This is a genomic window from Nitratireductor aquibiodomus NL21 = JCM 21793 (genome assembly GCF_000615975.1).
Classification (GTDB): Bacteria; Pseudomonadota; Alphaproteobacteria; order Rhizobiales; family Rhizobiaceae; genus Nitratireductor; species Nitratireductor aquibiodomus.
In genome coordinates this window covers 1-14,650 of the sequence record NZ_BAMP01000050.1, presented here as the reverse complement: position 1 = coordinate 14,650, position 14,650 = coordinate 1, and the positions used below count along the sequence as shown (strand labels likewise).

At 61.9% G+C, this 14,650-nt stretch carries 12 protein-coding genes and 2 pseudogenes; 3 read left to right on the top strand and 11 right to left on the bottom strand.

Features of this window, described 5'->3' with window-relative positions; all coding sequences use genetic code 11:
• Positions 1-101 precede the first annotated feature (101 nt).
• The 10 genes and pseudogenes from JCM21793_RS14170 to JCM21793_RS14130 form a co-directional block, all read right to left on the bottom strand.
• Entirely contained in the window at positions 102-1,259 is a 1,158-nt protein-coding gene (locus tag JCM21793_RS14170) for an alpha-hydroxy acid oxidase (RefSeq protein WP_025030788.1), read from the bottom strand.
• Positions 1,256-2,479, bottom strand: coding sequence for a hypothetical protein (locus tag JCM21793_RS14165; RefSeq protein ID WP_025030787.1), 1,224 nt, complete (start codon positions 2,477-2,479; stop codon positions 1,256-1,258). The genes JCM21793_RS14170 and JCM21793_RS14165 overlap by 4 nt, the downstream gene beginning before the upstream one ends.
• Before the next feature lie 70 nt (positions 2,480-2,549).
• On the bottom strand, positions 2,550-2,861 hold the full coding sequence (locus JCM21793_RS30355) for an MDR/zinc-dependent alcohol dehydrogenase-like family protein (RefSeq protein WP_244439765.1): 312 nt from the start codon (positions 2,859-2,861) through the stop codon (positions 2,550-2,552).
• Positions 2,858-3,553 carry a zinc-dependent alcohol dehydrogenase gene (locus JCM21793_RS26030; RefSeq protein WP_244439764.1) on the bottom strand — a complete coding sequence of 232 codons (696 nt, stop codon included), beginning with the start codon at positions 3,551-3,553 and terminating at the stop codon, positions 2,858-2,860. Before JCM21793_RS26030 ends, JCM21793_RS30355 begins: the two co-directional genes overlap by 4 nt.
• On the bottom strand, positions 3,553-4,881 hold the full coding sequence (gene hisD, locus JCM21793_RS14155) for a histidinol dehydrogenase (RefSeq protein WP_025030786.1): 1,329 nt from the start codon (positions 4,879-4,881) through the stop codon (positions 3,553-3,555). The genes JCM21793_RS26030 and hisD overlap by 1 nt, the downstream gene beginning before the upstream one ends.
• Positions 4,882-4,937: 56 nt before the next feature.
• The gene (locus JCM21793_RS14150) at positions 4,938-5,735 is read right to left on the bottom strand and encodes an ABC transporter permease (RefSeq protein ID WP_025030785.1); all 798 of its coding nucleotides are present in this window, start codon (positions 5,733-5,735) and stop codon (positions 4,938-4,940) included.
• A complete protein-coding gene (locus tag JCM21793_RS14145; protein WP_244439763.1) occupies positions 5,732-6,631 on the bottom strand; it encodes an ABC transporter permease in 900 nt (299 codons plus the stop codon). The genes JCM21793_RS14150 and JCM21793_RS14145 overlap by 4 nt, the downstream gene beginning before the upstream one ends.
• Before the next feature lie 187 nt (positions 6,632-6,818).
• Positions 6,819-7,787, bottom strand: coding sequence for an ABC transporter substrate-binding protein (locus JCM21793_RS26025; protein WP_244439762.1), 969 nt, complete (start codon positions 7,785-7,787; stop codon positions 6,819-6,821).
• 161 nt (positions 7,788-7,948) lie between these two features.
• Positions 7,949-9,083: pseudogene (locus JCM21793_RS26020) on the bottom strand (ABC transporter ATP-binding protein).
• 108 nt (positions 9,084-9,191) lie between these two features.
• A complete protein-coding gene (locus JCM21793_RS14130) occupies positions 9,192-9,968 on the bottom strand; it encodes an SDR family NAD(P)-dependent oxidoreductase (protein WP_025030783.1) in 777 nt (258 codons plus the stop codon).
• Positions 9,969-10,043: 75 nt separating this feature from the next.
• Here JCM21793_RS14130 and hisC point away from each other — a divergent pair, with 75 nt between their 5' ends.
• A complete protein-coding gene (gene hisC / locus JCM21793_RS14125) occupies positions 10,044-11,147 on the top strand; it encodes a histidinol-phosphate transaminase (RefSeq protein ID WP_025030782.1) in 1,104 nt (367 codons plus the stop codon).
• A gap of 37 nt (positions 11,148-11,184) precedes the next feature.
• On the opposite strand, the gene JCM21793_RS14120 is transcribed toward hisC, so the two are convergent.
• Complete coding sequence (locus JCM21793_RS14120) at positions 11,185-12,519, bottom strand: formimidoylglutamate deiminase (protein ID WP_025030781.1); 1,335 nt, start codon at positions 12,517-12,519, stop codon at positions 11,185-11,187.
• Between the two features lie 137 nt (positions 12,520-12,656).
• Between JCM21793_RS14120 and hutI the strand changes: the two genes are divergently transcribed.
• Together hutI and JCM21793_RS26015 are read left to right on the top strand one after the other, a co-directional pair.
• The gene (gene hutI / locus JCM21793_RS14115) at positions 12,657-13,841 is read left to right on the top strand and encodes an imidazolonepropionase (protein WP_036540426.1); all 1,185 of its coding nucleotides are present in this window, start codon (positions 12,657-12,659) and stop codon (positions 13,839-13,841) included.
• A pseudogene (locus JCM21793_RS26015) lies at positions 13,834-14,650 on the top strand (aromatic amino acid lyase); the annotation flags it as partial. The gene hutI and the pseudogene JCM21793_RS26015, both read left to right, overlap by 8 nt.

Sequence of the window (14,650 nt, the reverse complement as noted above, 5' to 3'; positions counted from 1 at the left end):
AAGCTTCGCTTCACCTTACACAAAGGAGGAGACACCGGATTTCATTCGCAGTCCGCGCGTCACCTTCGCTAAAGCTCTTAACGCTTGCGGCCAGAGCTCGATTATTTGCGAAGAATGCAATCCTCTTGTTGTCGCAGTTCTTCCATCGATGACAGTCCCATCAAGTTCAGCGTAATCTCTATTTCCCGTTCAATGAGCACAATGAGATGCGCGACGCCAGCCTCGCCTTCCGCTGCGACGGCCCAAGCGAACGGCCGACCCATGAGAACGAAATCTGCGCCGAGCGCCAGGGCCTTGACGATATCGCTTCCGCGCCGGAATCCGCTGTCGACGACGAGCGCCGCTGACGGCCCCAACGCCTCGCGCATCTCTGGGATCATCGCGACCGTTGATCGTCCATGGTCCAGTTGCCGACCGCCGTGATTGGACAGAACGATCCCGTCGACGCCCGCCTCTCGCGCCCGCGCTGCGTCCGCCGGGTCGGACACGCCCTTGATGAAGAGCTGTCCGGACCAGGCATGGCGCAGCTCCGCGACCGTGTCCCACGTCAGGTTCTTGTCGAGGCGACGGGACAGGTTGCCCGCTTGAGCCATTGCGCCACGTCCGAACTCCGGCCGTCCCCTGACGAGCTCGACCTCGGGGAACCCGCCGAGCAGAAGATCGAGCGACCACAAGGGCCGCTGCGCAAACTGCCACAACAGGCCCGGCGTCATCCGGTCGACGCCGCGAAACCCATTCCGCACGTCGCGCTCACGAACCGAGGTGATCGCGGTATCGACGGTGAGAAAGATACGCTCGACGCCCTGCACGCGGCAGGCATCGAGATGGGCCGCGTTCACCTCCGGGTCTTCGTCTAGATAGAGCTGGAAATCCGGGGCGACACCGGTCGCCTCTCGGATCGTTCCCAGACCGTTGATCGAGAAGGTCGACAACACGAACGGGATGCCGGCCTCGGCCGCCGCCCGCGCAACGGCGATGTCGCCGTTCTTACGGTAGAGAGCCAGAAAGCCTACCGGCCCCGGGCCGAACGGCAGTTTGGAGAGGCGCCCGGCCACCGTGACGGACAGATCGGAGGTCGCCGCAAGCGGAGAGAGCACCCTCTGCCGCAACGCGAAGAGATCGAAATCTTCCCTGTTGCGGCGGAGCGTCGTCTCGGAGAAGGACCCGCCGTCGATGTAGTCGGCAAAGATCTTCGGCAGACGCCGGCGCGCCACTTGCGCAAAATCCTCGACGTTCTGGTAGCGGCGCTCGAGGCTCATTCAGGGCGGACCCTATCAAAGAAGCGCGTGAACATGTCGTCTCCCTCGACCGGCCGCGAAGCGGCGGACAGGGCTACGCTCAGACCGATCGCCGAAGAAACGGGGTTGTGACGGTCCCCACCCTCGCCCGCATTCAGGTTCATCACCAGGGTGGGCGACAGGAACAATCCGGTGCGTACGATAGCTTCCCAGTCGTTCGGCAGGAGACCTTCGTTTCGCAGATGGGCAAGCCATGGCTTCCAGAAGGTCTCGGCCTTCGCTTTGAGCAGGGTTATCCGTACCGGGCTCAGTTTCCAATCCGTCTCGAAACTGAGCACGCCCTCTTCGAGCCGGACCGCGGCGCGGTAACGCTCGGCCGCCATTTCCGGGTTGTAGAGCCAAAACGGGTGGGCGAAGATATTGTGAAACGTCGATTTGACCTCGGCCAGAAGCGAGGGAACCTTGTCGCCGGCAAAGGCCGGATCGAAGAACGCCAGCCGGTCGCACTCGCTGCCGCGTTCGTACCAGACATTGGCATTGTGCGCGTCGCCATGGGCAACAATCCCGCCGGCGGACGCGGTGTTTTCTGGACGATAGCGCTCATGCGCCTCGTCGAAAGCCTGCCGCAGCGTGCGCCCGTAGCGCAGGCCGTTGATCATGACGGGCGCGTCGGCGATCTCTTCCCAGTCGAGCGAGATGCCGTTCGGAAAATCGAACCGCTTGCCGACATAGAATTTCGCAAGGCGCCCGCCCGGATAGGCCTCGCCGGGCAGATCGATCAGGCGCTCGTAGAACAGCCGGTGGATCGGTTCGGCGGCAGCCTCTTCACCGGAAATCAGTCGCAGACTCGCTTTCGCGACTGCCAGGATGCCGTCATTGAGTTCCGCTTCCGCCGCCCGTGCGCGGGCAATGTCATCATTGTCGGGCGCCTGATCCAGCTCGAACAACACGTCGGAAAAACGCGGATCGGAACGCCTGCGGTAGATCAGCAGCTGTTCACCCGGCAGCGTCGACATGTGAACGGGCTGATCGACCGGCAGCCCGGCCGAGGAGAGAATGTCGGCCCGGTAATATTCCCCGGTCATCTCTTCCTCGCCTTCCTCCTGGTGGAACTTGAAGAAGAACCGGTCATCGCCCGACCGGAAAAAACCGTTCAGCGAATTGAGCGAATACTGGTCGAGATTGATTTTCAGCTCCGCAACTGGGATGCCGAAGAGTTCTGCAATGAACGCCTCGAGCATTCCTGCGGCACGCGACACATCCTGGCGCGCGACCGCACGGATTTCAGCCGTCCGGGAGGACGGCCCCAGTTCAACGGCCATCGAGTCCTCCGATCTGAATGAGCGTCTTGATCCTGCCCGTCTTTCCCGTCAGCAGAAGCTCATAGGTCGCCGGCACATCGGCGAGCGAAATCATGTCTGCGATAAAGGGGTCGAGCTGCGGCGCCAGATCGCGCAGCATGTCGCCGATCGCGGCCAGTTCGTCGTTGAACGCGTGGCAACCGACAAGCGCGATTTCGCGCTCCACCAGATGCACCGGATCGATTATCTCAGCCGCACTGCCGATGCCGACGAGCCCGAGGCGGCTGGCGCCTCCGATGGTCGACAGAAGTCCCTTGATCACATGGGGCTACCGGTCGTGTCGATCGCATGGCGGTAATAGTGGTCGCTCAACGCCTCGAAGCTTGTCACCTCCGCTCTGGTGGCTTCGGCCACCAGAGCGGTTCGCGCGTTGTCGCGATCGAGGATCTTGACCGGGTGGCCAGCGCGGGTCGCAAGCAGCGTGATCAGACCGCCGATCGGACCGCATCCGGCGACGACGATCTCCGCGCCTTTAGGCATGTCCATGAGGTTTAGGGCATGCAGAGCAACCGCCAGGGGTTCGGCCATCGCAAGGTAGCGATCGGCGACACCCGCCGGCGCCTTTATGACGTTTCGCGCCGGAAGGGTCACCTGTTCGGCGAAACCGCCATCGATGACTTCGCCGAGAAAGCCGAGATTGGTGCACACCTGCCTGACGCCATTGCGACAGGCCTGGCATGTCCCGCAGGTCCACCGGCTGTCGACGATCACGCGGTCACCGATGGCGACATGGGAGACACCCTCGCCCAGCGCCGTGACCGAACCGGTGAACTCGTGACCCGCCACGGACGGCGCCCGGCTGATCCAGGCGCCGGTGCGATAGTTATGCAGATCCGAACCGCAGATCCCGGCGACGGAGACCGCCAGCGTGACTTCGTCCCGTTCAGGCGCGGCGGGTGCGGTGACCGTCTCGTGCCTCAGGTCACCGACACCATGGAGGCGGACCGCTTCCATCAGATATCCTTCAGGTAGTCTTGGCGCAGATCGCTGACCGCGTTGGCGTGCGAGGAAAAGCCTTCGTACTCGGCAAGCGTCTTGGCAGCCTTGGCCATCTCCGGATAGCCCTTCTCGGTGACGTAACCGATCGAACTGCGGCGGATGAAATCGGTTACAGAAAGCGGGCCATAGGTGTTGGCGCCCTTCGAGGTCGGAAGCACCGCATTGGGACCGAGCGCGAAGTTGGCGATCGAAACCGGCGTATGGGTGCCCAGAAGAATTTCGGAAGCTTCAGTGATTTCACCCAGATAATCGAAAGGCTTGGTCGAGAGGATCTCGAGATGCTCGGGGGCATATTCGTTCACGAAGGCGCAGGCGTCGTCCATGTCCCTAGCGAGAACGATGCCTCCGGACTGCCCCGTCAGCACGGTGCGAGAAAACTCGACACGCTGTTCGGTCATTTTCCCCCACAGTTCGGGAAGAGTGGCGAGCGCTTCTTCGACGACCCGCTCGGAGGGCGTGACCAGCCAGGCGGAGCTGTCGGGACCGTGTTCGGCCTCTATCAGCAGGTCCATCGCCGCAAGTCGGCCCGAAACCGTGTCATCGGCGAGGATCACACATTCGGAGGGACCTGCCGGCAGGCCGGGATCGATGATGCCGGCCAGTAGGCGCTTGGCGGCAACCACCCAAGGACTGCCGGGGCCGACGATCTTTTGCGCCTTTCTGACGGTTTGCGTGCCGAAGGCGGCAGCCGCTACGGCTTGGGCGCCACCGCATTTGTAGAGTGTTTCGACGCCCGCGATCCGGGCGGCGACCAGCGTCGCGGCATCCACCTTGCCGTCCCGGCCGGGCGGCGTGAAGATTGCAAGATTGGGAACCTTGGCGACGACACCTGGGACCGAAGTCATCATGGTCACCGAGGGGAACGAGCCCTTGCCGCGCGGAACGTAGAGTGCCACCGAGCTGATCGGCAGGTAGCGGTCGCCCGCAAATGCGCCCGGCCGTACTTCCTTGAGCCACATCGGCTCGGGGGCCTGTTCTTCGTGGAAGGTGCGGATATTCTCGATACCGAAGCGGATCGCTTCTATCACCTTGTCGTCGACCAGGGTGAAGGCTTCGTCAAACTCGGCCTCCGACACCTTGAGCGTTTCGACAGTCAGCGGCGCCGCCTTGTCGAGTTCACGCCCGAAACGCACGAGCGCCGCATCTCCTTCGGTTTTGACCGCGTCGATGATGGGCTGCACCTTGTCGAGGAAGAACGACAGATCCGCTTCGGAGCGGCGAACGAGAGCGGCGCGCTCGGTGTCACCGAGGCCGGCGAGTTTTTGGACGTTGATGTCGGACATGACAGAACCTTTCAGTCGGATAGAGCGAGGTCGCGGCAACCAAAGCCGGCCAACCATCATTTGGATTTGAGGAAGATTTCGAGTCCCACGAGACGATCGAGAAGCCAGACCACAATGAGCGCGATTACCACGAAGACCGAGGACACCGCCGCGAGGTCCGGCGTGATGATCGATCGGATGTTGTTGTAGATCTGGACCGGCAGCGTCACCGTGCGCGCGTCGGTCAGAAGCAACGAGACGAGAAATTCGCTCATCGCCAGTACGAACATCAATAGACCGCCGGTGATCACGCCAGGCATTATGCCCGGAAGGGTGACGTACCAGAAGGTTTCGAACCGCCCCGCCCCGCAGCTCGACGCGGCAAGTTCTAGATCGCTGTCGAGCGCTCCGGCGGCGGACGAAACCGACCAGATGATGAAGGGCAGGTTGATAACAGCGAGAGCCACGCCGATCGGCCAGAGGCTACCCAGAATGCGCCACTCGCCGAAGATCAGCATCATGCCGATGCCCGAGCCGATGAGCGGAACGGTGAAGGGCAACAGCAGATAGACTTGGATCATATTCGAAAAGCGGATCCGGAACCGCGACAGTGCGAGTCCCGCCAGCGTTCCCACAGGAACGGATACGATCAGGCAGGCCGTGGAGACGTACAGCGAGCGGAAGAACGCCTGCTGCAGATCGCGTGCCAAGGCGATCTTCTCGTACCACTTGAAGGTGAAACCTTCGGGCGGAAAGGAGATCATGTTAGAGGTCGTGAACGACGCTCCGACTACGATGATCGTCGGAACCGACAGGATCAGGATGCAGAACCAGACGGTGGTCCAGAATAGGATGCGTTGGGAGGTCGCGGTCATTTCTTTCCTCCCATGCCTAGCGTTCCGGCACCGAATATCGAAATGACGATCCCGACGAACACAGATCCCAGCACCACCAGAAGAAGCGCGAGGGCTGCGCCGAGGCCTTGGTCGGCGGTACGGAAGAACTGGTCGTAGATTGCGTTGGCGATGAAATCCTGCGAGCCGCCACCCAGCATCGCAGGCATGGCGAAGTCGGTCAGCGCCAGGGTGCCGACGACCAGACCGGCGCCGATCAGGCCCGGCTTGGCCATGGGTATCACGACGTGGCGAAAGGTGCGGAACCAGTTCGCGCCGAGTGACGCCGCAGCCGTTTCGGTCTCACGCGGAATGGCGGTCAGCGCCGGGGCGAGCATGAGGACGGCGAAGGGCAGCATGTACTGCACGAGCCCGAAGACGACCGCCGGAAAATTGAAAAGGAGACGGATCGGCTCGATCCCGACCAGACCGAGCGCATTGTTGGCCACGCCCGTCGTGCCGAGAATGATAAGCAGGCCATAGGCGCGCACCACCTGACCGATGAAGAAGGGCAGGAACAGGACGACGAGCAGGGCCTTGCGCACGGCCGAACTCGAAGTTCGGACCATGATGTAGGAATAGGGAAGCGCTAAAAGCAGCGTGAAGAAAACGGTCAGCACCGCGGCCAGGACCGAGCGCCAGATGATGCGGCCGTAGGTCGCGTTCTCGAAGACGGTCTGGTAGTTTTCGAGCGTGTAGCCCTCCGACGGCAGGAACGTCGCCCGGTCCAGCGTGTGCAGCGAACTGTCGGCCATCTGGAACAGCCCGAGAACCAGCAAACCGACCAGCAGCAGCGCGGGCGTGATCAGCGCCCAACCGGTGTAGGGCATCATGCGGGCGGGCCATAAACGGTCCAATCCTGCGTTCAGCGCGTCCATGACACGCCACCGCAGCGGGTATCTGAAAGCCTTGGACGCTTCTTCCTGGGACGTGGTTTCGGGCATTGCTACGTCGTTCCGATGTCGATGTGACAGGTCTGGCGGCGTGCCGGCAAAATCGACTCGCGGCACGCCACTTTTTTAGTCCGGGCGAGCGGAAGAGGCTCGCCCGGTGAGGCTGTGGAGATCAGCCCTGCATGATTTCCTTGAACTTGGCGAACCAATCGCTTTCGTTCTGAACCTGAACCGCGGACGAGATGCGGATCAGGTGTTTGAAATCCTCGGGCTTGGTCGGATAGGACGGGTCGTTCTCGAGGCCCGGTGGCGGGGTCAGCCCGGGAACCACGCCCGGAAGACCGAGGCCGTCGAGCCAGATTTGCTGGCTCTCCTGAGACAAGGCGAGATTGACGTATTGCTTGGCCCAGTACGCTTCGTTCTCGGGAAGGTTCTTCGGTACCCAGAGGCAGTCGGTGTCGAACTTGCAGCCCTCTGCCGGGACGGTCCAGGCCAGGTCGACGCCGTTCTTCTTGGCAGCAAGGGCGTTAGTCGAGATGGTACAGGCCGCATCTATTTCGCCGTTCTGGAACCAAGTGGTGAAATCCGGATCTTCCCCGAGAAGCGGGTTCTGCTTCTTGATCTCGCGCACGAATTCCCAGCAGGGCTCCATGTGATCAGGGATGCCGTCGAGCGAACCGCCACCGGCGACCTGTGCTGGGAAATGGAAGCCGATGCCGTCATTGTAGAGCGCGATTCGACCCTTGAACTTGGGGTCGAGCAGATCGCGCCAGGATTTCGGCGGACCGTCCGGGAAGGCCTCTGGACGATAGGCCAGCACATAGACATAACCGTAGGTGTTGACGATCGGGTATCCGTCGAGTCCAACCGGCTTGGCGAGATCCGTGGTGTTGGCGAGGTTTGACAGATCCGAAAGGTCTTCGGTCACGCCGCGCAGTGCCGATTTGGTCGCGTTGGTGGTCGTGTCCCAGTTGACGTGGATCGGGGGCACGCGGCCCTGCGCTACGGCAGCCCAGAGCTTGGGCTGGATTTCATTGTCCTCGGTCAGATCGTGCCGTACGGAGATACCGGTCATTTCGGTGAAGCGGTCGGAGACGCCCTTCTTGAGAGCTTCCACCCACTCGCCACCCCATGCACGCACGATGATCTCGGAAGCTTGTCGGCTTCCTGGGCGAACAGACGTCGGGTCGGCATGGTGGCAAAGAGCGCCGCGCCTCCGGCAGCAACACCAGCGCGAAGAACGCTTCGGCGGGAAAAAGGTTTGTGCATTTGTATTCTCCTCTGTTGGTTTGCAGCCTGGTCTCATCGTTGTGCTGCGGGGCTAAAGATCTTCAAATCCCGGCGGTTCCAGCCAATGGCCACGGAATCCCCTACACCGAACAGGCCGAAGCCGTCTGGGTCATGGTGATAGACGCGGAACGTTGTGCCGGGCAGCGCCTTCGCATCGACGACGTACATCTGGCGCTCACCCTCGAAAATCGTATCGACACGGTGCCGTCGAGCAGCGTGTCGCACGATCCGAGTTCTCCGGACGATGCCGCCAGACGGATCTGTTCCGCCCGGATCGCCGCGACGACGTGCGCACCTTCCGCGAGATCGCCCACCGGCACGCCCCGGACCAAAACGTCGCCCGCTTTCAGGTTGCCGTCGGCGGTCGCCGCTCCTTCGACGAAGGAGGACAGACCGAGGAACCCCGCGACGAAGGGGTTCTTCGGCGCGCGGTAGAGTTCCACCGGATTGGCGTGTTGTTGAATGCGGCCCCCGTCCATAACAATGACGTCGTCCGAAACAACGAGGGCTTCGCGCTGATCGTGGGTGACGTTGATCGTGGTCACACCCAGTTCATGCTGGATGCGTCGGAATTCGAGCTGCATCTCTTCGCGCAACTTGACGTCGAGTGCTGCGAGCGGCTCGTCCAGCAGCAGTAGCTCAGGCTCGAACACCAGGGCCCTTGCGATGGCGACGCGCTGCTGCTGGCCGCCCGAGAGTTCGTGGATCCGCCGGTCACCATAACCGCCGAGCTTCACCAGATCGAGAAAGCGGCTCACCCGGCCCGGGATTGTGCTGAGATCGAAGCGGCGCATCTTGAGCGGGAACGCAACATTTTCCGCGGCCGTCATGTGCGGGAACAACGCAAGCCGTTGAAACACCATACCGATGGACCGGCGGTGCGGAGGCGCTGACCCGACGGCCTTGCCGCTTATGGTGATGTCACCTGACGTCTGCTCCGGAAGCCCGCAATCATTTGCAGCAGGGTCGTCTTGCCCGATCCGGAGGGTCCGAGGATCGTCAAGAACCGACCCTTCTCCAGTTCGAAGCTCGCATCGTTCACCGCGAGCACACCGTTGCCGAAGTCCATCGAAACGTGGCTTGCACGGACCGCGATCTCACGCGGCGGTTCTGCGGGTACGGCTTGTGCGGCGGATTGGTCTGTCATCGTCGGCCCTGCAATCTGCTATTCAGAGGATATAAGCATCCCTCGGATTTAAAGTATATACTTAATATCGGGATTTCGGCAACTATTTGACTGGAAGTCCACCGTTGCCTAAATCTTTGCCAGATATCCGCCGTCTATGATCACGCATTGTCCAATTATGTATCGGGCTCCACTGGAAGCGAGAAACTTCACCGTCCCGTTCAGATCGGCCAGTTCTCCGAACCGACCCGCCGGAATATTGGCGATCATCCGCTCCACCCAGTCCTTGTCCTCATAGAACACACTCGTCATGTCCGTTTGGAAATAGCCCGGCGCTATTGCGTTGACCCTTATGCCAAGTGGCGCCCATTCGGAGGCCATCGCCCGGGTCATGCCCAGGATGCCGCTCTTCGATGCGCCGTAGGGAACGGCTCCCGGCACACCGACATAAGACGTAAGCGACGCGAGGTTGATGATGGCCCCGGACCCGGCGGCAGCCATCTTTGAAGCCACGGCTTGTGCGACGAAGAACGCACCCTTCAGATTGGTGTCGACGATCTTATCCCACAGGGCCTCGTCGGCCTCGAGTGCCGGGCGGACTTCCTCGACACCGGCATTGTTGACCAAGATATCGATTGCGCCCAGCGGCTCGATTTGCGCACGGATCGCATCGACATCGCGCTGATCCAGCAAAATTGTTTTGACATTGGCGCCTAGGTCGCCCGCCTCCTGTTCTACCCGCGCAAGCGCCTCTACGTTGCGTGCGCTCAGGATCAATCGTGCGCCGTCACGTGCGAAAGACAAGGCGATTTCACGCCCAATACCCCGGCTTGCGCCTGTGACGAAGACGGTCTTGCCACTGAAATCAAACGTCAGGTCGACGCGGCTCCCACTTTCTCCTTGCATTAGTTCGCGATCTCCTATTGTATATGTCTATACATAGAATGACCTATCATCACGCCCGAGTCAACGGAGATAGCCATGCGGCCGCCCAGGTTTTCAGCCCGGACAGAAATTTCAGCACTCAAGCCATACAACTCCGGTCTGACACTCGAAGACGTCGCGGCGCGCGTCACCAGTCCTCGTGTTGCAAAACTGGCCTCCAATGAAAATCCGCACGGTCCGAACGCAGCGACCATCAAGGCTATGACAGACGCGATCGCGCGCCCGTTCCTCTACCCCGATCCGTCCGGGCGCATGCTGACCGGGGAGATAGCACGCCAAACCGGATCGCCCGCGAGCCGCGTTATTTTGGGTGACGGATCGGAGGATCTGCTCAATGTGCTCGCCCGTGCGATCCTGGGCGCCGGCGACGAGGTGGTCACGCTGTTTCCGTCGTTCCCGCTACATGAGGATTACGCGATCATGATGGGCGCAAACGTGACCCGGATCGGCCTGACGCCGGACCGCACCATCGACATGACAGCGCTTCTGGCAGCTGTTGCACAGCCGGTTCGCCTCACCTTGTTCGCAAATCCGATGAATCCGGCCGGGCTCTGGCTGGGGCCTGACGAACTCGAAGCCTTGCTCGCAGCCCAGCATCCGGAGAGCTTGCTTTGCCTCGACGAAGCCTATGTGGAATATGCGGCAGGTCCAGATTTCGCATCGGGCGCTGAGCATCTTGCGAAACATGACAAGCCGCTGCTCGTTCTGCGGACATTCTCCAAAGCCTACGGGCTGGCGGCGCTGCGGATCGGCTATGCCATCTCCAACAGCGATGACGTCATCCGTTCCATGAACCTCGTGCGCACACCCTTCAACGTCAATGCCGTCGCGCAGGCCGCCGCTCTGGCCGCATTGACCCATACGGACAGCAAGGAACAGGCCGTCTCCTATACGTTGGGAGAACGGGCCCGCATGGCGGCAAAGCTAAAGGAGTTGGGACTTCGGGTTCTGCCCTCGAAGGGCAATTTCCTGTTTGTCGATTGCGGGCAGCCGTCCGTCGAAGTCGCCGATCGCCTGATTGACCGCGGCGTCATCGTGAAGCCGTGGAAACAGGATGGTTATGAAAGCTTTCTGCGTGTATCGGTGGGCCTCGACTGGGAGAACAACCAGTTCCTGGAGGCGATGGCCCGGATCCTTTGATCCGCGGACAGTGCCAAAACCGGTAGCGGCGACGCGGTCAGCACAACACGCGATGCAAGACGGCCAAAAAGCGCGCCTGCACCGCGTCACGGCATATATGACGCCCCGAGCGCACGACCTGCACACCCGCAGCCCACACGTCGCTCGGCTCAACATTCCGGCCGAAGATCCAGCAGTCGAGCAGCGCGTCGTCATGGCCCAATGCCAGACCTTCGGTCAGAGCCACCAGATCAGCAGGCGCACCGGGGGCAATCTGCGGCACGGGAGCGTCCAGAGCCTGCGCGCCGCCAGAAAGCGTGGCGTCAAACAGCCGCCGCCCCGTTGAGCCGCCTTCACGCGCCAAGACATTGCGCGCGCGAGATTGAAGGCGCTGTCCGTATTCGAGTATGCACAATTCCTCAGCGACATCGATCCGCACGTTGGAATCCGTCCCAATCGCGATACGCCCGTTCGCTTCGAGAAAATCCGGAGCCGGAAACAAACCGTCACCGAGATTGGCCTCGGTCACCGGACAAAGCCCTGCCACGGCTTTCGAAGCCGCAACGCCCTGCGTTTCGACCTCGGTCATGTGGGTTGCATGTATGAGGCACCAGTCTTCATTAACCTCGAACGTGTCGAGCAGCCAATCGACCGGTCGCCGTCCGTAAAACGTCAGGCAATCCTCCACCTCCTGAACCTGTTCGGCGATGTGGATGTGAAGCTTTCGATTTGGCAGCGCCTCGCGGAGTTGGTTAAGCTCCTCATGGCTGGCGGCGCGCAGGGAATGCGGGGCGAAACCGACGCGATCCTGCGGCCGCGTCTTGCGCGCGTCGCAGCGTTCGACGAGATCGACGAAGCGATCCACCGAATTGAGAAAACGCCGCTGCCCATTCGCCGGCGCCTTCGGCCCGAAACCGCCATGGGCGTAGAAGACCGGCAGGTGGGTCAGCGCAATCCCGGTCTGTTCGGCCGCAGAAAATATCCGGTCAGAAAGTTCGGCGGGATTGTCGTAAGGCTCGCCGTTGGGGGCATGATGCAGATAATGGAACTCGCCCACACGGGTATATCCGGCCTCCAGCATCTCTACATAGGCCATTTCAGCGAGCGTCGCGACATCCTCAGGACTGACGGACAGGGCAAAGCGATACATCATCTCGCGCCAGGTCCAGAAACTCTCGCGCCCGGCCCCGCGGATTTCAGTCAGCCCCGCATGGCCGCGCTGGAAGGCGTGGCTGTGCACATTGGGCATGCCCGGAACGAGCGCGGAGACCCGGGTGTCGCCGGACTGTGAAGCCGCGTCGGCTTGGACAGCACTTACGAGACCTTCGGACATCTCGATCCGGACATTGTCCGCCCAGCCGGTCGGCAAGAGGGCCTTATCTGCAAAGATCATGTCAAATTGCTCCCAATTTTTTGGTCCCGCGCCCGCGGAAGGCAAGACGGCCAAAATTCATCTTTTCAAATGTCGGTTTCTATGTATATACTTATTTATCAGAAGATGCAAAGCTGAAAGCACACCAAAGGGACGAAATGCCAAACGCGATCCTTCTCACAAATGCCCGGCTCGCCGACGGTGAAGACGACCTTGTCGATATCGCCATTCGCGATGGCCGTATCACCATCATCGACGCGACGCTGTCGCACGACGGATACGAGGTGGAGGACTGCGAAGGACGACTCGTCACACCGGGTCTTATCGACTGTCACACCCACATCATCCACGGCGGCGACCGCACCGGCGAGTTCGAAATGCGGCTCCTGGGCGTGACCTATCAGGAGATCGCCCGCGCCGGCGGCGGCATCGTTTCGACGGTGGCTGCTACCCGCGCCCTCGATCCCGAAGAACTCGTCGCAGAATCGCTGCCGCGCATCGATGCCTTGCTCTCGGAAGGCGTGACGACGATCGAGATCAAATCGGGCTACGGCCTGTCGATTAGGGCGGAACTCGACATGCTGCGTGCCGCCCGGCTTCTCGAGACACTGCGGTCCGTCCGGGTCAAGACCACATGGCTCGCCGCCCACACCATGCCGATGGATTTCGACGGAACCAAAGCCGATTACATTAGCAATGTGGCCATCGCCGGCCTGAGACAGGCCCATGCCGAAGGCCTCGTCGATGCCGTCGACGCCTTTTGCGAGTCGATCGCCTTCTCCGCCGAAGAGATCCGACCGCTATTCGCGGTAGCCCGCGAACTGGGGCTTCCGGTCAAGTTGCATACCGAACAGCTCACCCAATCCGGCGGAACATCACTCGCCGCCGAGTTCGGCGCACTGTCCGTCGATCACTTCGAATACGGCAAGGACGCGGAGGTCGCTGCCATCGCCGCTTCGGGCACCGTCGCGGTGCTGCTGCCGGGCGCCTATTACATGCTCAGTGAAACACAGAAGCCGCCGGTCGAAGCCCTGCGCCGGGCGAACGTCCCGATGGCGCTGGCCACCGACTGCAATCCCGGAACCTCGCCGGTCTCCTCGATCCTGACGACGATGAACATGGGCGCCGTCCTGTTCGGCCTGACGGTGCGCGAATGCCTCGAGGCCGTCACGGTTCACGCCGCACGGGCGCTCGGTCTCGCAGATGAAATCGGACGCCTGGATCCCGGCGCGTCCGCCGATCTCGCCATCTGGGATGTGGAATGCCCGGCCCAGCTCGTCGGCCGGCTCGGCATCAACTCCCTGCATAAACGCATTTTCAAAGGAACCGTCGTTCATGGCTGAAACGCTTATTCCCGGTCAGGTCTCGCTGCGCGCCCTCGCCGGCATCTACTGGAACGCCACCGATGTCGCCTTGTCGGAAACCGCATTTCCGGGCATTGAGCGCGCTGCGGCGCGCATCGCCGAAGTGGCCGCAGGCAACGCGCCGGTCTACGGCGTCAACACGGGCTTCGGCAAACTCGCCTCGATCCGCATCGACAGCGCCGATGTCGCAACCCTCCAGCGCAATCTGATCCTCAGCCATTGCTGTGGCGTGGGCGAACCGCTGGCACCGGAAATCGTGCGCCTGATCATGGTCCTCAAGCTCATGTCGCTGGGACGCGGCGCTTCCGGCGTCAGGCCCGAGATCGTCGCCCTGATGCAGGCCATGCTGACGGCCGGCGTGCTTCCCGTCATCCCGGAAAAGGTTCGGTCGGCGCGTCCGGCGACCTCGCGCCGCTTGCGCACATGACGGCCGCAATGATCGGCGAAGGCGAGGCCTTTTTCCAGGGCGACCGCCTTGCCGCCTGTGAAGCGTTATCGCGCGCAGGACTTGCCCCCGTCGTCCTGTCGGCCAAGGAAGGCCTGGCGCTGATCAACGGCACCCAGGTCTCCACCGCGCTCGCACTCGCCGGTCTGTTCCGGGCCGAACGCGCGCTCCAGGCGGCCATCGTAACCGGCGCGCTGTCGACCGACGCGGCCATGGGTTCCACCGCGCCGTTTGCCGACGAGATCCACACGCTGCGCGGCCACCGCGGCCAGATCGAGGTGGCGGCCAGCCTGTGCGAACTCCTGGCCGGCTCGCCAGATCCGCGCCAGCCATGCCGACAACG

Bases quoted from the DNA above. Each gene is read 5' to 3' on its own strand.
- JCM21793_RS14170 (WP_025030788.1), bottom strand. From the start codon at position 1,259: ATGAGCCTCGAGCGCCGCTACCAGAACGTCGAGGATTTTGCGCAAGTG.
- JCM21793_RS14165 (WP_025030787.1), bottom strand. From the start codon at position 2,479: ATGCTCGAGGCGTTCATTGCAGAACTCTTCGGCATCCCAGTTGCGGAG.
- JCM21793_RS26030 (WP_244439764.1), bottom strand. From the start codon at position 3,553: ATGGAAGCGGTCCGCCTCCATGGTGTCGGTGACCTGAGGCACGAGACG.
- hisD (WP_025030786.1), bottom strand. From the start codon at position 4,881: ATGTCCGACATCAACGTCCAAAAACTCGCCGGCCTCGGTGACACCGAG.
- JCM21793_RS14150 (WP_025030785.1), bottom strand. From the start codon at position 5,735: ATGACCGCGACCTCCCAACGCATCCTATTCTGGACCACCGTCTGGTTC.
- JCM21793_RS14145 (WP_244439763.1), bottom strand. From the start codon at position 6,631: ATGGACGCGCTGAACGCAGGATTGGACCGTTTATGGCCCGCCCGCATG.
- JCM21793_RS14130 (WP_025030783.1), bottom strand. From the start codon at position 9,968: ATGCAAGGAGAAAGTGGGAGCCGCGTCGACCTGACGTTTGATTTCAGT.
- hisC (WP_025030782.1), top strand. From the start codon at position 10,044: ATGCGGCCGCCCAGGTTTTCAGCCCGGACAGAAATTTCAGCACTCAAG.
- JCM21793_RS14120 (WP_025030781.1), bottom strand. From the start codon at position 12,519: ATGATCTTTGCAGATAAGGCCCTCTTGCCGACCGGCTGGGCGGACAAT.
- hutI (WP_036540426.1), top strand. From the start codon at position 12,657: ATGCCAAACGCGATCCTTCTCACAAATGCCCGGCTCGCCGACGGTGAA.